Source organism: Nocardia sp. IFM 10818 (assembly GCF_054655275.1).
The window spans coordinates 4,135,739-4,155,318 of record NZ_BAAHJH010000001.1; the positions used below are offsets into that span (position 1 = coordinate 4,135,739).

General features: G+C 70.4%; 18 protein-coding genes. 4 read left to right on the top strand and 14 right to left on the bottom strand.

Going from position 1 to position 19,580, the window contains the following annotated elements; translation table 11 throughout:
• Positions 1 to 74: 74 nt before the first annotated feature.
• The 5 genes from ACYQ5L_RS18885 to ACYQ5L_RS18905 all read right to left on the bottom strand — a co-directional run bounded on the left by ACYQ5L_RS18885 (position 75) and on the right by ACYQ5L_RS18905 (position 6,845).
• Positions 75 to 1,424, bottom strand: a complete 1,350-nt coding sequence (locus ACYQ5L_RS18885; protein WP_459959009.1) for a pyridoxal-phosphate dependent enzyme — start codon at positions 1,422 to 1,424, stop codon at positions 75 to 77.
• The gene (locus ACYQ5L_RS18890) at positions 1,406 to 2,866 is read right to left on the bottom strand and encodes an alanine racemase (protein WP_459959010.1); all 1,461 of its coding nucleotides are present in this window, start codon (positions 2,864 to 2,866) and stop codon (positions 1,406 to 1,408) included. Before ACYQ5L_RS18890 ends, ACYQ5L_RS18885 begins: the two co-directional genes overlap by 19 nt.
• The gene (locus ACYQ5L_RS18895; protein ID WP_459959011.1) at positions 2,863 to 4,125 is read right to left on the bottom strand and encodes a heavy-metal-associated domain-containing protein; all 1,263 of its coding nucleotides are present in this window, start codon (positions 4,123 to 4,125) and stop codon (positions 2,863 to 2,865) included. The genes ACYQ5L_RS18890 and ACYQ5L_RS18895 overlap by 4 nt, the downstream gene beginning before the upstream one ends.
• Positions 4,122 to 5,318, bottom strand: a complete 1,197-nt coding sequence (locus ACYQ5L_RS18900; RefSeq protein WP_459963468.1) for an aminotransferase class V-fold PLP-dependent enzyme — start codon at positions 5,316 to 5,318, stop codon at positions 4,122 to 4,124. Before ACYQ5L_RS18900 ends, ACYQ5L_RS18895 begins: the two co-directional genes overlap by 4 nt.
• 963 nt (positions 5,319 to 6,281) lie before the next feature.
• A complete protein-coding gene (locus ACYQ5L_RS18905) occupies positions 6,282 to 6,845 on the bottom strand; it encodes a DUF2599 domain-containing protein (protein ID WP_459959012.1) in 564 nt (187 codons plus the stop codon).
• 224 nt (positions 6,846 to 7,069) lie between these two features.
• Between ACYQ5L_RS18905 and ACYQ5L_RS18910 the strand changes: the two genes are divergently transcribed.
• Positions 7,070 to 7,549 (top strand): hypothetical protein, encoded by a 480-nt coding sequence (locus tag ACYQ5L_RS18910; protein WP_459959013.1) that lies wholly within the window; start codon positions 7,070 to 7,072, stop codon positions 7,547 to 7,549.
• 52 nt (positions 7,550 to 7,601) lie between these two features.
• On the opposite strand, the gene ACYQ5L_RS18915 is transcribed toward ACYQ5L_RS18910, so the two are convergent.
• Positions 7,602 to 7,781 (bottom strand): DUF6368 family protein, encoded by a 180-nt coding sequence (locus ACYQ5L_RS18915; RefSeq protein ID WP_459959014.1) that lies wholly within the window; start codon positions 7,779 to 7,781, stop codon positions 7,602 to 7,604.
• 55 nt (positions 7,782 to 7,836) lie between these two features.
• Positions 7,837 to 9,561 (bottom strand): GMC oxidoreductase, encoded by a 1,725-nt coding sequence (locus ACYQ5L_RS18920; RefSeq protein WP_459959015.1) that lies wholly within the window; start codon positions 9,559 to 9,561, stop codon positions 7,837 to 7,839.
• A 101-nt stretch (positions 9,562 to 9,662) separates the two neighbouring features.
• Between ACYQ5L_RS18920 and ACYQ5L_RS18925 the strand changes: the two genes are divergently transcribed.
• Positions 9,663 to 10,370, top strand: coding sequence for a MerR family transcriptional regulator (locus tag ACYQ5L_RS18925; RefSeq protein WP_459959016.1), 708 nt, complete (start codon positions 9,663 to 9,665; stop codon positions 10,368 to 10,370).
• A 91-nt stretch (positions 10,371 to 10,461) separates the two neighbouring features.
• Here ACYQ5L_RS18925 and ACYQ5L_RS18930 read toward each other — a convergent pair whose 3' ends face one another.
• The 4 genes from ACYQ5L_RS18930 to ACYQ5L_RS18945 all read right to left on the bottom strand — a co-directional run bounded on the left by ACYQ5L_RS18930 (position 10,462) and on the right by ACYQ5L_RS18945 (position 14,345).
• Complete coding sequence (locus ACYQ5L_RS18930; RefSeq protein WP_459959017.1) at positions 10,462 to 11,796, bottom strand: family 1 glycosylhydrolase; 1,335 nt, start codon at positions 11,794 to 11,796, stop codon at positions 10,462 to 10,464.
• 180 nt (positions 11,797 to 11,976) lie between these two features.
• Positions 11,977 to 13,302 carry a family 1 glycosylhydrolase gene (locus ACYQ5L_RS18935; protein ID WP_459959018.1) on the bottom strand — a complete coding sequence of 442 codons (1,326 nt, stop codon included), beginning with the start codon at positions 13,300 to 13,302 and terminating at the stop codon, positions 11,977 to 11,979.
• A 14-nt stretch (positions 13,303 to 13,316) separates the two neighbouring features.
• The gene (locus ACYQ5L_RS18940; protein WP_459959019.1) at positions 13,317 to 13,904 is read right to left on the bottom strand and encodes a class I SAM-dependent methyltransferase; all 588 of its coding nucleotides are present in this window, start codon (positions 13,902 to 13,904) and stop codon (positions 13,317 to 13,319) included.
• A 27-nt stretch (positions 13,905 to 13,931) separates the two neighbouring features.
• Entirely contained in the window at positions 13,932 to 14,345 is a 414-nt protein-coding gene (locus ACYQ5L_RS18945; RefSeq protein ID WP_459959020.1) for a hypothetical protein, read from the bottom strand.
• Between the two features lie 434 nt (positions 14,346 to 14,779).
• Between ACYQ5L_RS18945 and ACYQ5L_RS18950 the strand changes: the two genes are divergently transcribed.
• Both ACYQ5L_RS18950 and ACYQ5L_RS18955 read left to right on the top strand, forming a co-directional pair.
• Positions 14,780 to 15,235 carry a helix-turn-helix domain-containing protein gene (locus tag ACYQ5L_RS18950; RefSeq protein WP_459963469.1) on the top strand — a complete coding sequence of 152 codons (456 nt, stop codon included), beginning with the start codon at positions 14,780 to 14,782 and terminating at the stop codon, positions 15,233 to 15,235.
• 32 nt (positions 15,236 to 15,267) lie between these two features.
• Complete coding sequence (locus ACYQ5L_RS18955) at positions 15,268 to 15,486, top strand: hypothetical protein (RefSeq protein ID WP_459959021.1); 219 nt, start codon at positions 15,268 to 15,270, stop codon at positions 15,484 to 15,486.
• Positions 15,487 to 15,619: 133 nt separating this feature from the next.
• Here the strand turns inward: ACYQ5L_RS18955 and ACYQ5L_RS18960 are convergent, their stop codons facing one another.
• The 3 genes from ACYQ5L_RS18960 to ACYQ5L_RS18970 form a co-directional block, all read right to left on the bottom strand.
• Positions 15,620 to 16,573 carry an NAD(P)H-dependent flavin oxidoreductase gene (locus ACYQ5L_RS18960; RefSeq protein WP_459959022.1) on the bottom strand — a complete coding sequence of 318 codons (954 nt, stop codon included), beginning with the start codon at positions 16,571 to 16,573 and terminating at the stop codon, positions 15,620 to 15,622.
• 53 nt (positions 16,574 to 16,626) lie between these two features.
• Positions 16,627 to 18,075, bottom strand: coding sequence for an amidase (locus tag ACYQ5L_RS18965; protein WP_459959023.1), 1,449 nt, complete (start codon positions 18,073 to 18,075; stop codon positions 16,627 to 16,629).
• Positions 18,076 to 18,344: 269 nt separating this feature from the next.
• Positions 18,345 to 19,547: a site-specific integrase gene (locus ACYQ5L_RS18970; RefSeq protein WP_459963470.1), complete on the bottom strand. Its 1,203-nt coding sequence runs from the start codon at positions 19,545 to 19,547 to the stop codon at positions 18,345 to 18,347.
• Positions 19,548 to 19,580 lie beyond the last annotated feature (33 nt).

The window sequence follows — 19,580 nt, forward strand, 5'->3', positions numbered from 1 at the left end:
CGAACGCGGGCCGACGTCGTGCGCCCTCCGCGGGAGCACCGACAGTTGGGCCGCGGATGTGGACTGTCGCCACCCTACGAGCGGCGCGGCGCGGATTCCAGGGGCTTGCCCGCGTCGCGCCAGGCGGTGATGCCGCCGGCGAGGCTGGTGGCGTCGAAGCCGGCGCGGCGGGCCAGGGCGGCGAAGCGCAGGGACAGCTCACCGACGGGGCAGACGAAAACCAGTGGGCGCGAACGGGAGAACGGGATGCCGTGGGTGAACATGTCCTCGAGTTGGTCGTCGCGGATATTGAGCGCGCCGGGGACGTGGCCGATGCGGTAGGCCATGGCGCCGCGGGTGTCGACGATGGTGGGGCGCGCTTGCCGGTCGAGGGCCTCGAGGGCGTCGGGGGACAGGGTGGGGGTGGCGGCGAGTTCGGCCGGCGACGGGCCGGTGGCGCGGGCGGGGCGGCCGAAGAGTTCGGGGCGGCGTTTGCGGATGTAGGACAAGTACGGTTCGAGGCGGTCACAGACGATGAACACCGCGATCAGGGGGCGGTCGGGGGGTGAATGGTCCACGGCGGCCAGGTGATCCAGGGCGGCGGCGTAGGTGGCGCCGCTGGTGGGTCCGGCCAGCACGCCGTGGCGGGTGGCCAGCTCGACGGTGGCCTCGACGGCGCGTCCGGCCTGCACCGGGACGATGCGGTCATAGAAGTCGGGCTGGAACAGGCCCACGTCCCACAGTTCGGTTTCCGAGCGGATGCCGGGAATGAAGTCGCTGCGTTCGGAGACCACCGCGATGGTGCGCAGCTCCGGATTGTGTTTGCGCAGAAAGGTCGCCGCGCCACGGGTGGAGCCGGTGGTGCCCAGCCCGCCGAGCAGCACATCGACCCGGGTGATGCCGTCGCGGGCCAGATCGTCGTGGATCTCGCGGCCGGTGCCCTCGTAGTGGGCCTCGATGTTCTTCTCACTCGTGTACTGCGAGAGGTGATGCCAGGCGTGCGGGTCGCGGGCCATGGTGGCTTCGATGACCGAGTAGACGTCGTTCGGCGCGGTGGGATCCGGGCATTCCGACAGCCCGGGCAGCTCCTCGATCTCGGTGCCGAACAGTTGCAGCATCTCGCGCACCTCGGCGACCTTGATGCGGTTGGTGACCGCCCGCAGCCCGATGCCGTGCAGGGCGCCCAGGATGCGCAGCGCCTTGGCGGTATTGCCGCTGGAGGCCTCGATGAGAGTGCGCCCGCCGGTGGTGATCTCGTCGAGTTCGTCGCGGAGCATGCCCCACGCGACACGGTCCTTGACCGAGCCGAAGGGGTTGCAGGATTCGAGTTTGGCGTAGAGCTCGATATTCGGCAGTCCGTGCACCGCCGGATCCAGCCGCAGCAGGGGAGTGTTGCCGATGAGCTCGGTGATGTGGTCGTAGCGCATCAGTGCACCCCGTGCCATTGCGGTACCGACCGGCCGGGCTCGTAGTCGTGATCGCGGCACACCCGGAAACCGCGCTCGTGCACGGTGACCGCGAGCTTGGGCGGCAGCGGATGCATCGACGCACACGCTGCCGACAGATCCATGTGGTAGGCCCCGGTATTGGGGAACACCAGCAGATCACCGGGTTGCGGCCGGTGCGGCAGCCACACCTTGTGATTGGTGATCAGATCGCGTTCCAGGCACAACCGCCCGGCCAGGAACACCCCCACCGCAGCGGAATTCGGCGCGGCGTGCGCGCGGGCGGGCAGCAGCAGCGGGTCGACCATCACCTCCTGATCGGCCGGGGTGACGGTGTCGCGGCTGACATCGAGATTGACCAGGGTCGCCCCGTCGGCGGTCTGCTTGACGAATTCGACGCGGGCGACGGTGATCCCGGCGTGATCGACCAGCGCCTTGCCCGGCTCCAGCCAGATCTCCAGCAGATTCTCCGCCGCCACCTGCGCGATGGTGCGCCCGCCGTGCGCGTCGAGCCCGGCGGTGAGCAGATCGGCCAGCATCGCCTCGGCGGGCACGGTGTTGGCGTATTTGTGGAACACCGGGGTGCCGTGCACGGCGCCGCCGTCGAGATGGAAGCCGAAGGTGTTGCCGCCCCACGCCATCGGCTCCCCGCGCCCCAGCAGCGATTCGCGCAGCGCGACCACATAGGCGTCGAAGGCGTCGGCGTCGGCGGTGAACACCTGCCGGAAGCCGCCGCCGATATCGAGCACCGTCGGGGTCAGGCCGTGTTCATAGGCGCGTTCGGTCAGCTCGAGGCAGGTGTCCACGGCGCGGATGCGTTCGGCGGGTTCCCCGGAGTCGATGTGGAAGGCGAAGCCCGCGAACGCGATCCGCTCCCGGTGCGCGGCCAGCACCGCCAGCGCCTCCTCGACCTGGGCCAGCGGCACCCCGAACCGGCTCACCGGCGCGCCCGCGAAACCGGACAGTCGCACCAGCACCGGCACCGGCACCCGCGCCCCCGCGGCGGCCAGCTCGGCGATGCGCCGCAGCTCCCACACGTTGTCGACATTGACGGTCATCCCGGTGCCCAGCAGCGCGCGCAGGAACACCTCGCCCTTGGGCCCGGTCACCTCGATGCGGTCGGCCGAGAAGCCCGCGCGCACCGCCCCCGCCAGCTCCGCCGCCGAGGCCACATCGATGCCGATCCCGGCGTGCTCGGCGGTGCGCACGAACGCCGCGGACTGATTGACCTTGTGCGCGTAGCAGATCCGATACCGGCACGGCTGGGCCTCCAGCACCGCCCGCAACCGGGCGAGATTGTCGGCGAACACCTGCGGGAACACCAGATGCGCCGGGGACCCGAACCGGTCCAGGGCGTCCTCGGCCGCGCCGGGCGCATCGAGGAACGCGCGCACCAGCGGATGAATCTTCGCCGGCAGTCGCGGCGCGGTCGCAGCCGTCATACGGCCGTTTCCGTGGCGGCCGGGGCGGGCAGTTCGACGGTCGGGTTGTAGCCGCTGTCGCGCAACGCCTCGAAGGCGCGATGGCGGTTGCGGGGACTGCGGAATTCGGCGGTGACGCGCTTGCTGATCAGGTCGATCTCGTGCACCGCGATATCCATCGACTCCAGCACCCCGGTAATGGTGCGCACGCAATGCTTGCACGTCATGTCCGGGACGTAGAACAGCTGATCGGCCGCGGCCAGTTCGACACTGTCGGAACCGGTGTCGGCGGGCACCTCGGCAATGCTCAGTCGCCCCACCACCGCGGTGAACAGCTCGGTGAACTTGTCCACCACCACCGGCAGCAGACTGTAGTGCGCGCCGTCGAGCTGATGCGGCATGGCCGCCAGGCAGGCCGGGCGGGTGCCCGGCGGCAGCAGCGCGTACTGGCGCGAGATCAGGTCCAGCTCTTCGTGATAGCGGGCGATGGCCTCCTCGACGGTCAAACCCTCCACATGGGTCGCGCGGCGCATGGTGCGATGGGCGTCCTCGATGGTCATGTCCTTCATCGCGCGCAGCGTGGCGACCGTCTCGGCGGAATAGCGGACCGTGCCGTCGGGCTGGGTGGCCAGGGTGACCGCGATCATGCCGCGCCGATAGCTCGAGGCCTGCAACTCCCAGAACCAGCGGGTCGCGACCGCGGAGTAGATGCCCGAATCCCGCATGCCCGCCGCGAATTCGGCCGGGGTGCGATAGGGCGTCCACCGCGCCAGCAGCGCGTGCTGGGCCAGCGCCCGCCCGCACGCCTCGATCCCGACCCGGAAGATCTCGGCCGGTTCGTGATCGGTGGTGGTGCCCGCGAGCACCGCGCGCTCGCGCTCGGACAGCCCCGCGATGCGGCGGGCCAGCGCCGCATCGGCTTCGATCGAATGCCACAACCCCAGCACCGCCTCGCGCATGGCGATGGGCACGATCGGTCCCAGCCCGCCGGCGTGGAAATACCCGGTATTGGGCACGCCGTCGCTGTCGGTCCAGGCGATGCGGTGGGTGGCGCTGGTGACCTGCTCGGCGCGGCAGGGGCGCATGAACCGTTCCAGATACAGCCGCTGCGACAGCGTCAGATGCGATCCCGGCTCGAAACGCACCGGCGTGCACGTGTATTCGATGCGGCGTGCCGGTGGTGCGGCCGGGGTGAGGCCCAGTCCGGGGCGGGCCAGACCGGCCAGCACGCGGGAGGCGGCGCGGCGGTCGTAGCGGGGTGGATGGCCGTTGCTCGTCATGTGACCTCCTCGGCAATCGTGGCGACACACTGGGCGAACCGGTCGATCTCCGCGGCGCTGGTGTAGAGGTGGGTGCTCACCCGCACCGAATCCTCCTCCGCGCCGGCGTCGCCGGGTACGCAGTGCGCGCCGCTGCGAACCAGGAATCCGAGCTCGCCGAGCACGAAACCCAGGTCGCCGGAACTGATTCCGGGCACGGTGAAGGAGACGATGCCGTAGCCGGTTTCGCACGGGGCGTGCGCGGGACCGGGCGCGAACTCCAGCCCCGGCACCGCGCGCAGGCCCGCGAGCAGCCGCTGGGTCAGCGTCCGATTGTGGGTGTGGATGGTATCGAGCCCGAACTGCTCGAGCACCTCGAGCGCCGCACCCAGGGCCAGGATGCCGGGCAGATTGTGGGTGCCGCCCTCGAGCCGGTGCGGCATCGCGCCCCCGGAGAACTCCGAATCCACCAGGGACACACCGGAATTGCCGCCCGGCAGGAACGGTGTCAGCTCGTCGTGGCGGCGCCTACGGCAATACAGCACCCCCGTGCCCGGCGCGCCGAACATCTTGTGCGCGGAGAACACCGCGAAATCGGCCCCGAGTTCCTCCACCCGCACCGGCAGATGCCCGCCGCTCTGACTGCAATCGAAACACAGCGCGATCCGCGGATCGATGCGCCCGCGCAACTCCTCGAGGGTGGTGAGCCCCCCGAACACGTGATGCAGATGCGCCACCGTGATCAACCGCGTCCGCGCGCCGATCCGCGCGGCCACATCCTCGACATCGGCCTCGCCCAGCGCGGTCACCCGATACGGCACCAGCGTGATGCGCCGTCCGAATCCGGCCAGCAGCCGCCGCAGATGCTGCCACGGATACACATTCGACGCGTGATCGCGCGGACTGTAGAGAATCTCGTCCCCATCCCGCAGATTCGTCAACCCCCACGCCAGCGCCACCGCATTCAACCCCGCCGTCGCACCCCCGGTGAACACCACCTCATCGGGCTGCGCCCCGATGAACCCCGCCATCCGCTCCCGCACCCGCTCGATCTCCCGCGTCAGACTCGACGCCCACGCATACGTCCCCCGCCCCGCATTGGCCGTGCGCGACCGGTGATACCGATGCACCACCTCGATCACAGCAGCCGGTTTCTGCGTGGTCGACGCCGAATCCAGATACACCTCCGCGGTGTCGGCAAGCGCGGGAAACATCCCGCGCACAGCCGATCCCGCCGGTCCCCGGGCGGCGGCGAGCCCGGCGGTGTTCGCAGGCGCAGAGGACCGCACCGTGCCGCCTCCCTCCCAGGAGTACGCGCTGGACGCCACCAACGATACGCACTTTTGGACACCGCCCGAAGCTTCTCGCGTGCAACCCCTTTCGTCGACACCGCTTCGTTACCGCACCGAACAGAACCCGCCCCCACCGCAACCGCCACCCACACGCCGATGACATGCCGGTTCAGCCCCCGCCACCGCCCAACCCACCCGGTGCACCCGATCATGGCGTCCCCGCAGTGTCCGATTGCCGCCGGAACCCGCCCGCACCGCAGGCCGCTCGTCGCGAATCGAACGCGGCACCACCGAACCATCGGCGACTCCGACGGGTCGGCGAGTAAACCGTCCGGGCCGCCCGCCCAACCGATCATGGCGTCCGATTGCCGCTGGATCGGCCTGGCTCACCCGTCCCAGCTCGCCCGCACGCTCACAGGGCCCTCCAGCGATGGACGGCACGTTCATCCTCATCCCGCGCCAACCACCCTGGGGCCGGGCCCCAAGAGTGAAACGACGCCGACCGGGAACTGGTGGCGGCATTTCGCGAGAACCCCCCGCCACCAGTTCCCGGTCGGTGAAGTTTCAGATTTGTGGCGACCTCCTGGACCCCGCGCACCGGCCGATGCGGGCGCTGCCCGGCGCGGATCGAGCACCTGCCCGGGCTGCTGGTGAGCGCCCACGGCGGCGCGGAACCATCGTCGGGGCGAACCCGAAGCCGCTGAAGATCCTCGGCCGGAATGTTCGGTGGCGCGGCGGCCACGCGCGGCACGTTCGGATGGTCGTCGCGACCACACCCGGGAACCGGCCCGAGGCCGTGGGCGCTGCTGGGCGCGGATCGAGCACCGCGCCGGGGCCGGTGGTCAGCGCCCACGGCAGCGCCGAATCACCGTCGGCGACAACGGGTCAGCGTTCGGGGCCGCCGGGGTTGCAGAGGGCGTTGACGGTTTCCTGGTAGCCGACGGCGGGGCGCCAGGGTTCGAGGTTCCAGCTGGGTTTGTTGGGGGCCACGACGCGGGCCCAGTCCCAGTGGCAGAGGAATTGGTCGCGCATGCCGGGGGTGTCGGCGTCGGGGGTGGTGGTGAGGATTTCCTGCCAGGCGCGGTCGCCGGCGGTGGGGAAGGTGTCGCGGCGGCCGGCTTCGGTGGGGTAGATCAGCAGTCGGGGGCCGTCGATCGTGTCGGTCCATTCGGTGCGGTCGATGAGGGGCTGGCCGGCGTAGGGGTCGACGGTGGGGACCGGGGTGGCGGGGGTGAGAGGGGGCAGGGTGGGGTCGGCGCCGGAGCCGGAGCCCGCGGGGGTGGTGGCGGGGGCGGCCTGGGTGGCCGATTCGAAGGGGACGGGGGCGGGTTGCTCCTCGATGGAGCCGACCACGACGGGGGCGGACTCCTCGGCGGCGCCGCAGCCGGTTAGTACCAGTGCCAGCGCGAGCGCGGCCAGGCCACCGGATAGTTTCCGCGACTGCCGCATGGGCGGTGCCCCTTCCTCGCTGCGCTCACCATGTCTGACCAGCATTGCCGACCGTCATCGCCCGATCACGATTCCATCATCGCCGCAGAAATGACGGTGTCGCGGATTTGCCAGCGGTGGCACTGTGGCCCAGACAGCCCCTACGATGTCACGCGGCGGATGGTTCCCGAAACCCGGGTCCGTCCACCACCGTGGTACCGCTGGACCGACTGTAGGGGCAGGATGTGACAACGCCGACTGTGAAATGTCTTGTCTGGGAACCGGACAACACCCTGTGGGACGGCGTGGTGAGCGATTCGAGCGCCGGCGCACCGCGTCCCGACGCCGTCCGCGCCCTGCGCATTCTCGCCGAACGCGGCATCATGCACGCCGTCGCCAGCCGGGGCGAGCACGCCTGGACCGTGGAGCACCTGCGCCGCTACGCGCACCTGGAACGCTTCGCGGTCATCGAGGCGGGCTGGGGCCGCAAGTCCGCGGCCATCTCCCGCATCGCCCACACCCTCGGCGTCGACCTCGAACAGGTCGGCTACATCGACTCCGAACCCCTCGAACGCAGCGAGGTCGCCCACGCCCTGCCGCAGGTCCGCTGCTACGCCGCCCGCCACGTGGACGTGCTGCCCGCCCTGCAGGAATTCCGCGCCCCGGTCGGCGACGTCCCCCCGCCCACCTCACCCATGGGCTTCGCCCACATCCACGCCCGCTGACCGTGGCGGTGCCGGGCGGCGCGCCTCACCGCCCGGCACCGCCGCAGTCGCCTCACTCGATCATCCGGAAGCGCGGATGCCGCAGCCAGGCGTCGAGGAATTCCGCGTCGCCCACATGCGATTGGCGTGGCTGCCTGCGCGATCCGCGATCGACGACATGGACCCGGCCCGGCAGTTTGCCCCGCGCGCACCCGGAACTGAAACGACGCCGACCGGGAACTGGTGGCGGCATTTCGCGAGAAGCCCGCGCCACCAGTTCCCGGTCGGTGATGTTTCGGATCGGCGGATCAGGCCGATTCCATGTCCCCGCTGGTGATCCGGACGATCGGCAGCACCAGCGCCGCCGGTGCGCTCGCCGGCACCACCGGGTGCGCGGGTGCAACCGGTGCAATGCGGCGGTAGCCGCTGCCCTGCGCGGGGCGGGTGTCGACCTCACCCTTGTTCGGCCACATGGCCGCCGCGCGCTCGGCCTGGGCGGTGATGGTCAGCGACGGGTTCACGCCCAGATTCGCCGAGACCGCCGCGCCGTCGACGACACTGAGCGTCGGATAGTTGTAGACGCGGTGGTAGGGGTCGATGACCCCGGAGTCGGCGTCCGCGCCGATCACCGCACCGCCGAGGAAATGCGCGGTGAGCGGAATATTGAACACCTCGCCCCAGGACCCGCCGGCCACGCCGCCGATGTTCTCGGCCACGGCGCGGGTGACCTGGTTGCCGACCGGGATCCAGGTCGGATTCGGTTCGCCGTGGCCCTGTTTGGAGGTGAGCTTGCGCCCGAACAGCCCGCGCTTGGTGTAGGTGGTGATGGAGTTGTCCAGATGCTGCATGACCAGCGAGATGATGGTGCGCTCGCTCCAGTTCTTCACCGACATGAACTGGATCAGCGTCAGCGGATGCAGCAGCACCGTCCACAGGAACCGCATCCAGCGCGGCATCCGCCCGCCGCCGTCGACCATGAGGGTCTGCAGCAGGCCCATCGCATTGGAGCCCTTGCCGTAGCGGACCGGTTCGATGTGGGTGTCGGGGGTGGGGTGGATGGAGGAGGTAATGGCGACGCCGCGGGTGAAATCGCGGTTCGGGTCGACCTTGCGGGTGGCCGCGCCGACGATGGATTCGGAATTGGTGCGGGTCAGCACGCCCAGCCGCGGCGACAGCGCGGGCAGGATCTCCCGGTCGCGCATGGCGAACAGCAGCTGCTGGGTGCCGCGGGTGCCGGCGGCCAGCACCACGTGCGCGGCGGTGTAGGTCTTGGGCTGTTTGCGCACCCAGGCGCCGGTGCGTTCGGTGTCGACATCCCAGCTGCCGTCGGGCAGCGGCCGGATCGCGGTCACCGTGGTCATCGGAACGATCTGCGCCCCGGCCTTTTCCGCCAGATACAGGTAGTTCTTCACCAGGGTGTTCTTGGCATTGTGGCGGCAGCCGGTCATGCACTCGCCGCATTCGATGCAGCCGGTGCGCTGCGGTCCGGCCCCGCCGAAGTACGGGTCGTCCACGGTCTTGCCGGCCTCGCCGAAGAACACCCCGACCGGGGTCTGCACGAAGGTGTCGCCCACGCCCATGTCCTCGGCGACCTGTTTGAACACCTCGTCGGCGGGGGTCATGTGCGGATTGCGCACCACGCCGAGCATTTTCTGCGCCTGCTCGTAGTAGGGCATGAGCTCATCGCGCCAGTCGGTGATATCGCGCCACTGCGCGTCGGAGAAGAACGGCTGCGGCGGCACGTACAAGGTGTTGGCGTAGTTCAGCGAGCCGCCGCCCACGCCCGCCCCGGCCAGGATGAGCACATCGCGCAGCGGGTGGATGCGCTGGATGCCGTAGCAGCCCAGTTTCGGCGCCCACAGGAATTTGCGCAGATCCCAGCTGGTTTCGGGCAGTTCGTCATCGGCGTAGCGCTGCCCGGCCTCGAGCACCCCGACCCGGTAGCCCTTCTCCACCAGTCGCAGCGCGGTCACACTGCCGCCGAATCCGGACCCGACGATGAGCACATCGAAATCGGTCTCACGCTGGGTCATCGGAACTCCCTTGTCGTCGTCGACAGTGTGGCGGCGGTTACGCTAACGCGGACAGTTGCCACTGTCAACGTTCGCGTGTCGCGCTCTCTATGCTGAGTCGCGTGGACCGACACAGCGCCGTGGCGACGGGCCGATACAGCCGCACGCAACTCGCCGAACTCAGCGGCGTGCCCGCCCGCACGATCCGCTACTACCACTCCCTGGGCGTGCTGCCCAAGCCCGGCCGCGCCGGCAAGGAGGCCGTCTACAGCGACGAGCACCTGGACCGGTTGACCGCCATCGCCGCCATGCAGGCACGCGGGTTGCGCCTGGAGGCCATTCGTGAGGTATTCGAGGCCGAAACCGCCCGCGACGGCGACTGGCGGGCGGTGTTCGACCCACGCTACTCCGATCCCTCCGACGCCCCGGTGACCGTCACCGACGAGGGCCTGTCGGACCTGCTCGGCGATCGGCGCACCGATATCCTCGACGAACTGCTCGCCGAGGGCTACCTGCAGCGCACCCCGGCCGGCTGGCACATCCCCGAACCGGCCATGCTCACCGGCGCCCTGGTCCTCTACGACGTCGGCACCGACATCGCCTTGTCGGGCACCCTGCGCAAACTCATCCGCACCCATATCGCGGCGCTGGCCGACGATATGGTCCGCGCCTTCCGCGAGGCCGCCACCACCAGCTACGGCGGCGAGGACATCGACATCGACCTGGACCGCTTCCGCGACCGTTTCCGCGCCGCCGCCCGCGAGGTCGGCGGCGCCACCCTCGTGGCCGAAATCGAGCGCGCTGCACGCGAACTGGATCCTCCGCGCTGAGCACCTGCGGTGCGGTTCGTGTACCTCTGCGCACGCCGCGCGCCGGGATGACCGCCAGGACTTCTGCCCACGCGCTTGGTGGGGTGCGCGGTCAGTCGACGGTGACGGGGGAGTCGCAGCTGGCGGGCGGATCGACCAGATGGCATTCGGAGGGGCCGCGCACCGGGCGATAGGAGGCGGGCAGGCCGTTGGCGGCGACGATCTGGCGGTAGGTGTCCACGGCCTCGGTGGGGCGGCGGGTCAGGTTCGGGTCGGACAGCACGTCGACGGTGTAGAGGCCGAAACGCGGCGTGTAGGAACCCCATTCGTAATTGTCGGTGAGGCTCCAGTAGTTGTAGCCGATGATGTTCATACCGTCGGTCCTGGCGCGTTGCAGCCAGTAGACGGTGTCGCGCAGATGATCGGAGCGGGTGTAGCCGTCGGCGCGGGGCTTGCCGTCCTCGGTGGGCATGCCGTTCTCCACGATCCACAGCGGCTTGTCCGGGAACAGGCGCGAATAGTGTTGCAGCGCATAGTAGATGCCCTCGGGCCGCACCGGCAGGTCCCACATGCCCACCGGCGGGGGCACCGAGCCGTCGGCCCGGGCGACGGTTTCGGCGTCATCGGATTGCAGGCCGAAGTAGTAGTCGACGCCGACGAAATCCAGCTTGTCGCCGATGCGGTCGATCAGCGGTCCGTTGACCCGCGTCTCCGCGCCCGCGACGTAGCCGACATTGCTGGTGACCTGCGCGCCCGGCTGCACCTGATGGATGTAGTCGTAGGCCCCGTTGTGCACCGCGGCGATCCGGTCGAGCATCTCCTCGGGGTTCTGATCGTTCTGGCGCACCTCGTGCATGATGTAGGCGACCGGCTCGTTGACGGTGACCCACAAGGGATTCAACCCCGCGTAGCGGTCCACGACCATGCGCATATTGGCCAGCCAGTCCTCCACGATGCCCGGATTGCGCCAGCCGCCGCGCGCGGCCTCCCAGCCCGGGTACACCCAGTGGTCGAGGGTGAGCATGGGCCGCATACCGGCTTGCACGATGGTAGCGATGAGGTCGTCGTAGAAGGCGAAGCCCGCCTCGTCCCAGCGGTCCGGGGTGGGTTGCAGGCGCGCCCATTCGATGCCGACGCGGAACACCTTCACCCCCAGCCCGGCGGCCAGGGCGATGTCATGGGGGTAGCGGGAGCGGAAGTCGATGGACTGGGCGTAGCGGTCCCAGTCCGGATTGGCCTCGATGTAGCGCAGCCAGTTGCTGTCGGCGGAGTGCCCTTCGGATTGGAAGCCCGAGGCGGCCACGCCCCACAGGAAGTCCGGGCCCAGCACACCGGGTGTGGTGGCGGAGGCGGCCGGCGGGGTGGCCGCGCCGATTCCGGCGACCGGCAGCAGCGTCGAGGTCGCGGCGAGCGCGGCCGCGACGAGGCGGGACAGCCGTGTGCGCATCGGGACTCCTTCTCGGGACGCTGGGTCGACAATGTCCCGATCGGAGCGTAACTGCCGATTAGCTGGATTCCCGTGCAGGACGAGGCGTGTCGCGCTGGCAACCGGCCGAAGCTGCCCGTCGGCGTACCCGTGGCCGGGAGGGGTGTTCGCGGTCTCCTCGGCGCGGCCGGGGCGGCCTGCTCAGCGCGGCAGGGTCACCGGATCGGTGCAGCTGGCGAGCGCGTCCACCAGCGAGCAGCTCGCCGGTGCGCGGGTGGGCAGATAGTCCCCGGGCACGCCGCCGTCGCGGGTGATGGCGGCGTAGGCGGCCACCGCGTCGGTGGGGTGGCGGGTCAGGGACGGGTCGCCCGGCACGTCGACGGTGTAGAGGCCGAAACGCGGTGTGTAGGAACCCCATTCGTAGTTGTCGGTGAGACTCCAGTAGTTGTAGCCCATGACGTTCATGCCGTCGGCGCGAGCACGCTGGATCCAGTAGACGGTGTCGCGCAGATCGTCGGCGCGGGTGTAGCCGTCGGTGCGCGGGGCCCCGTTCTCGGTGGGCATGCCGTTCTCGACGATGTAGAGCGGCTTGCCGGGGAATCGCTGGGAGAAATGGCGCAGCGTGTAATAGATGCCCTCGGCCTGCAACGGCAGCTGCCACAGCGCCGACCGCGCGAACGCGGTGTACTGCGCGAGGGTGTCCGGCGACATGCCGTAGTAGTAGTCGATGCCGATGTAGTCGAGCTTCGCCGCGATCTTGTCCAGCATCGGCCCGTTGACGGCATTGTCGGCGGCGGGAATGTAGGCGACATTGCTGGTCACCATCGCGCCCGGCTGCACGGCGTGGATGTAGTCGTAGATGCTGTTGTGCGCCACCGCGAGTCGGTCCTGCATGGCAGGCAGTTCGCTCAGCGCCAGCCCGCCGTTGCGGACCTCGTTCATCATGTAGGCGGCCGGTTCGTTGATGCTCACCCACAGCGGATCGGCGGGCGCGTACCGATCCACCACCCGGCGCATATTCCTCAGCCAGTCCCCGACCATGTCCGGATTCGCCCAGCCGCCGCGCTCGGCCGCCCATCCGGGATACACCCAGTGGTCCAGGGTCAGCATGGGCCGCATCCCGGCCGCGCGGATGGCGGCGACGACCTTGTCGTAGAAGGCGAATCCGCTCTCGTCCCACACTCCCGGCCGCGGCTGCACCCGCGCCCATTCGATGCCGATGCGATAGACGCCGACGCCCAGGCTCTGGGCCAGCGCGATATCGGAGGCGTAGCGGGTGTAGAAGTCGACGCTGTTCTCGTACGGGTCGTACTCGGGGTGCGAGGCGATATAGCGGGTCCAATTGCTGTCGGGCGCATGGCCTTCGGACTGGAATCCCGAAGCCGCCACACCCCAGTGGAACCCGGGGCCGACGGCGGGCAGGCTCGCCGGTGCGGGCGCCGCGGCCGCCGGTGTGGCGCAGGCGAATACGGCCAGTGTGGCGGCGGCGAGGGCGGCCACCGAGTGGCGGCGGGTGTGTGATCGCATGGGACTCCTCCGGCTCAAACCGAACTGGGCGGCCGTCCAGCATTATGGCGGACCCGCGCCCTCAGGACACGCGGTTCGGCCGAATGCGCGGAGTCGACCTCGAGATCGAGATAGCGCGAGGCTAATGCCGCGGCGCCGAGATCCTCCAGCACCTCGAATCCCGTGTCGCGCAGCATCTCGGCGAGCACGCCCGCGCCCGCGGCCGGATAGTCGAAGACGATCTGCGAGCCCGCGGCCAGCGTCGCGGCCCGGTGCAGGCGGCCCAGCGCCGCGGCGCACTCGCGCCGCGCACCCAGCTCGATCACGAACGCCGGGCTCGCGCGGTCGAAACCCGGTGCCGCGCAGACGGTATCGAATTCGGCGCGGGTCAGCTGCCACACCCGCAGGTCCGGATACGGATTGTGCGCGGCGAAGGTGTCCAGCCCCGTCCCGATCAGCACCGCCTGCCGTATCCCCGCGGACACGGCCTCGGCGAGGCGATCCTCGGCGAAACGGCAGCGCGCCGCGGTGAGCAGCCGGCGGTGGCTGCGCCGGCGCTGTGGCGGCGGCGGTGCGGGCCGCCCGTCACAGCCGGCGTGGGGTTCGCCGGTCGCGGTCGTCATGGCCGGTCTCTTCTCCGATGGTGCGGGTCAGTCGCCGCGCTGCCACGGCCCCGCGGGCGGCCAGCCGGGAATCTTCGGCATCTTCGGCATTTCCGGCAGCGGTGGCATATCGGGCATGGGCGGCAGTGGCGGCATCGGGGGGACCGGCGGGATTCCGCCCGCGCCGAAGCGCTGGAACGCGGCCTGGCGCGAGGTCCCGAACACCTCCCCGATCTCGGCCCAGGTGCGGCCCTCCTCGCGCGCCTGCGCCACCAGGGAGCGCAGCACATCGTCGACGACATTGTCGAGGCTGCGCGCCGCCCGCAGGGCGGCCATCACCGACGGCGCCGGTGTTCCGGCGGCCGGGTGCAGCACCTCGGCCAGGAATTCGGCGTTGGTGGACAACAGTTTCGCGAGTACCGCGCGTTCGTCGGCGGGGTCTCGCCGGGGAGTATCGGCCATATGTAAACGATGCCTTTACACGAATTGGGTTGTCAAGGAATGATTTACAAGATCAACTGGCTGGAGGTTTGCTGATCCGCCCGGCGCGGTGCCCGGCGCGCCGACGGCGCGGGACCCGCCTGGATTGCTGTTTTCCCGGCAGCTGCGTTTACGCTTTCGCCGGATACGTCCGGCGCGACCGGAAATCCGGGGGATCTGTAGCAAATCCGGGTCGCCGGCGATATGCCGACGGCGACCGACCAAGCTCGGCCACTGCGTGCACTTACCCGGCTCGACGAACAGGAGCGGTGATGAGCCACGACGACGATCCGCGCGGCGCGACCCCGGAGGAGGACCCGGCCGGCCGGGTGGTGAACCTGCTCGGCTATGCGCCGCCGACCAATCCGGATCTGTCCCCGCCGCGAGATCGCGTCCCGCCCCAGCGCGCCGAGAGTCTGGGCGACCGTGTCGCCGGCGCCGATACCGTCTGGAACCACACCGATTTCGCGACCCGGCTCAACAAGCTCTTCGACGCCGGGGCCCCGGCCGATCGCCGCCCGCACACCACCGCCGAGGTGGCGGCCGCGCTGACCGCCGCGGGCCACCCCATCTCCAAGCCCTACCTGAGCCAGCTGCGTTCCGGTCAGCGCACCAATCCCTCCGACCAGACCGTCGCCGCCCTGGCCAGGTTCTTCCGTGTCCGCCCCGACTATTTCTTCAGCGACCGCTACACCGCCCGGGTCGACAACGATCTGCGCCTGCTCACCCGTCTGCACGGCGCCGGCGTGCGCCGCCTGTCCGCGCGCGCCTTCGATCTGAGCGAGGAATCGCAGAACCTGCTCACCAGCATGGCCGAGAAACTGCGGCTGAGCGAAGGCCTGCCCAAGATCCCGCCCGACGGTTCCGAGTAGTGAATCACCCTGGCGTGCACATCATCGGAGGCATGGATTTGGCGCGAGCGGCACGCGAGCGGCACGACCAGGGTTTCACCGTCCTGCCCCGTCATCCGCCCGCGCAGGTGCTGGCCCCGGCCACCGCCGAGCGCGGCGAGATGTTCCCCTCCGCAGCGGATTACCACTCCGGCGCCGACCCGCGCCGGGAACGCTTCCAGCGCGACGAGTTCGACGGCATCGACCGATTCCCTTCGCCGCCACCGAACTGACCCGTCCCGGCGGCGCCCGCTATTCGCTGCACGTGAGTTTCCGCCGCGCCGAAGCCGAATGGGCCCAGCGTCACGCCTGGGCCGACCGCAGCCGCGAACCGGCCTGGCCCCTGGCGCTGACCTCGCGGAAGTCCTACCCGGGTGGCGAGCTCACCCGCCCGATGGCTTGTTCCGCCTCGGCGACCAGCCGGACCACCAGATCGGCCGCCGACTCCAGCGCGGTCACCAGGCCGACGCCCTCGCCCGCCCAGATCGGCGCGGCCTGCGGATCGTCGCGGTATTCCTGTTGCGCGGCCGCGAGATCGGCCAGCAGTTCGGGCTCGCGGCCGCGCCAGCGGTCCAGGAACGCATTGCGCAGCGTCCGCGCGGGATACTCCGCGGGCCAGCCGGCGCCGCGGGCGATATCGAGAATGCGATTGCGTTCGGTGTCGTCGCCGCTCGCATCGAGCAGGGCCTTGGCCCCCTCGACGGTGATCAGCGCTTCCGGCGTCGCTTGAAACCTGGTGCCCAGCAACGCACCCGACGCGCCCAGCACCAGCGCCGCCGCCAGCCCGCGCCCGTCGCTGATCCCGCCCGCCGCCAGCACCGGCGTGCCCCCGGCCAGATCGGCGACCGCGGGCACCAGCGGCAGCGTGCCGCGCGAGCCCTCGCCGTGCCCGCCCGCCTCGCTGCCCTGCACGATGAGCACCGAGGCGCCCGCATCCAGGGCGCGGCGCGCGGCGTCGAGCCCGGTGACCTGGATCAGCAGCGGGATTCCCGCGGCGCGAACCATCTCGGCGAAGGGCGTCGGATCGCCGAAGGACAGCATGATCGCCGCTGGCGCCCGTTCGACCGCCCAGGCCACGGTGGCCGGTTCGACCGCCCAGGTCTGGAATCCGATGCCGAAGGGCCGAGTGGTGTTGGCCCGCGCCAGCTGCCACTCCCGTTCGAGCCACGCGATCTGTTCGCGCCCGCCCCCGATCATGCCGAGCGCCCCGCCATTGGACACCCCCGCCGCGAGCGCGCCGCCGGCGATCCCGCCCATGGGCGCCGACACGATCGGATGCTCGATTCCGAACAAACGCGTGAATGGTGTTGTCAGAACCATCGATTCATCATGGCAGCCCGGCGACCGGTGACGGGGCGGTATCGCGGTGCGCCCTACGGCGCCCGGAAGCCGCCGATCTGCTGCTCGAGCAGTTCGGCCAGCCGCAGCGGGGTGCGGTCCTCGAACATCGGGCCGATGAGCTGCACGCCCACCGGCAGGCCCTCGGGGGAGCGGCCGGCCGGGATGGCGGTGGCGGGCAAGCCGGGCATGGTGGCCATACCGGCCCAGACGAGCTGGTCGAAGTACGGGTACTCGACACCGTCGATATCGATGCGCCGGTCCTCGAGACCGCCGTCGTGGTTGTGCGGGAAGGCGGGCGTGGGCGTGATGGGGCAGACCACGGCATCGAATTCGGCGAAGAGCTGCCGCCAGCCGTGGCGGTGCAGTTCGCGGCGGTGGTTCGCCGCGACCCAGTCGCGGTGGCTGAGCACCGTGCCGCGCAGCCGCGCCGCATCCAGGCTGCGGTCGTCGGCGTTCAGGGCGGCGGCGTGGGTCCGCAGCTGTTCGTACACCTCGGCGGGCAGACTCGCGGCGGCGTTCGACAGCATCAGCTGCATGTAGAGCGTCGCCGCCGCGGCCGGATCGGGCAGCAGCGGACTGTGCCGTTCGACGCGGGCGCCCGCCTCGGCGAGCGCCGCGGCGACCCGGTGCACCCCCGCCCGTACCGCCGCACCGGTCGCTATGAGCGGATGGTCCTCGAGGATCAGGACCCGGAACTCGGACAGCCGCTCGTGGCGCGCGGGCGGCAGGGCGAGGTCATAGGCGATGCCGTGGGTCAGCGGGTCCGGTCCGGCCATGACGTCGAGCAGCAGGGTGAGGTCGCGGGCGGTGCGCGCCATCGGGCCGACCACGGCGAGGTCGAGCTCGGCCGGCAAGGGCGGCGCGGGTGGCGCGACCATGCCGCGGGTCGGCGCCAGCCCGAGGGTCGGCTTGTGGGCGTAGATGCCGCAGAAATGCGCGGGGGTGCGCAGCGAACCGGCGAGATCGGAGCCGATGGACAGCGCGCCGAATCCGGACGCCAGGGCCGCCGCCGAACCGCCGGACGAGCCACCCGAGGTGCGGTCGTGATCCCACGGATTATTGGTGGTGCCGTAGATGTCGTTGAAGGTCTGGATATCTCGCAGCGTCGCCGGCACATTGGTCTTGCCGAGGATCACCGCGCCGGCGGCCCGCAGCCGCGACACCTGGACCGCGTCCTCGGCCGGGACGTGGTTCGCGTGCTGCGGCATGCCCCAGGTCGTGGGCAGCCCGGCCATGTCGTAGGACTCCTTGACCGTCACCGGAATGCCGAGCAGCGGCCGGTCCTCGCCGCGGGCGCGCGCCTGATCGGCCCGGTGGGCGGCGGCGCGCGCACTGTCGAAGGTGCGCACACAGATCGCGTTGATCGCCTTGTCGTCGCGCTCGATCCGGGCGATCGCCTCGTCGGTCAGTTCCACCGAGGTCACCGCACCGGCACGCAAGGCAGTTGAAAGCTCTTCGGCCGAACGAAAACTCCACTCCATGAATTCGACGGTATTGACCTGCCGCGGCGGGCATAAAATGGTGATCCGCGCAATCAGTGACGGCGAACGGGTGGCCTTCGGTTCGAATCGACGCACTCGTTCTAACGAATCCCCAGGTCACGAGGTCGGCACAGTCGGCGCGATCGGCGCAGGCCATGAAATGCCGTTTCACACAACGGGACAGTTCTCACAAGGGCTACCGTGTTCCCCGTCCGCATCCTGGCGGGCGGTGCGGTGGTGCATTCGATGCAATTCCGCAGGGTTCGCCGTTACAGTCCGAGTTTGGTGACGGCGTTGTCTTCCAAGGGGTTTGCGGTGCGGATGTAGCCGTGCACGGTGCGCGGGTTGGACCAGCGGCCCTGGCGCATGATTTCGCGGTCGCTGGCCCCGCCGAGGGCGGCCTGGGTGGCGAAACCGGCGCGCAGGGAATGACCGGAGAACAGGGCGGGGTCCAGGCCGGCGCGGGCGGCGTAGCGTTTGATCAGTTCGGCGACGGCGCGGCCGGACATGGCGGTGGCGGCGATGGCGCCGTGGCGGGAGATGGTGGGGAACACGGGCAGTTCCGGATCGGGCAGGGTGGTGCCGGTGAAGCCGTGGCAGCGGTGGATGCGGGAGTCGGCGGGCGGGTTGTCGGCCAGCCAGGCGCGCAGGCCGCGGCCTGCGGTGTGGTGGGCTTCGCGCAGGCGGGTCCAGTCGGCGAAGGCGCAGACCGGGCAGGTGCGGGGGCGCTGGCCGCGCGGGAGGGCGACGCGTTGCTCGGTGATGCCGGTGGGATCGGTTTTGGTGGTGGGCAGCTGGATCAGCAGCAGGGGTTCGCCGCTGGCGTGATCGGTGTCGACGCGGATATCGCCCAGGCGCAGGCCCGCGATCTCGCTGCGGCGCAGCGCCCCTGCGAAACCCACCAGCAGCAACAGCATGTCACGGCGGCGGGCGGGTTCGGTGGGCCATTCGGGGGCGGGCAACTCGGCCAAGAGCTGGTCGAGGGTGTGCAGCAGCACGGGGCGCTTGCGGCGGGGCTGGGCGCGGCGGGTGCGGCGAATACCGCGCAGCGTCAAACGCACCACGTCCGCGCGGGTCGGTGCGGCCAGGCCGTTGGCGGCGTGCACGGCGGCGATGGCGGCGGCCTTGCGTTCCAGAGTGGCTGCGCTGTAGGCCCATTCGCCGCCCGCGCGGCGGGCGTCGGCGGCCGCGGCCAGGTACACCGCCACATCGAGAGGATCCGCGGGCAGGGCCTGGCGGGCCTCGGCGGCGCACCAGGCCGACCACGCCACCCAGTCGGTCCGATAGGCGCGCACCGTATTCGGCGACTGCGAGGCCTCCAGATAGCGGTGCAGCGCCCCGGCCTGGTCGGCGTCGAATCGCTCCCGCACCAGCCGCAGCGCCGCCGCGTCCACCAGGACGCTGCGCACTCCGCGGCGCAGTTCGGTCTGCACCGAATCCGGCAGCGCCACAGCGGCGGACCGCGCCTGCACTATCACTATCTGCTCGTCGGTCACTTCGTTCTC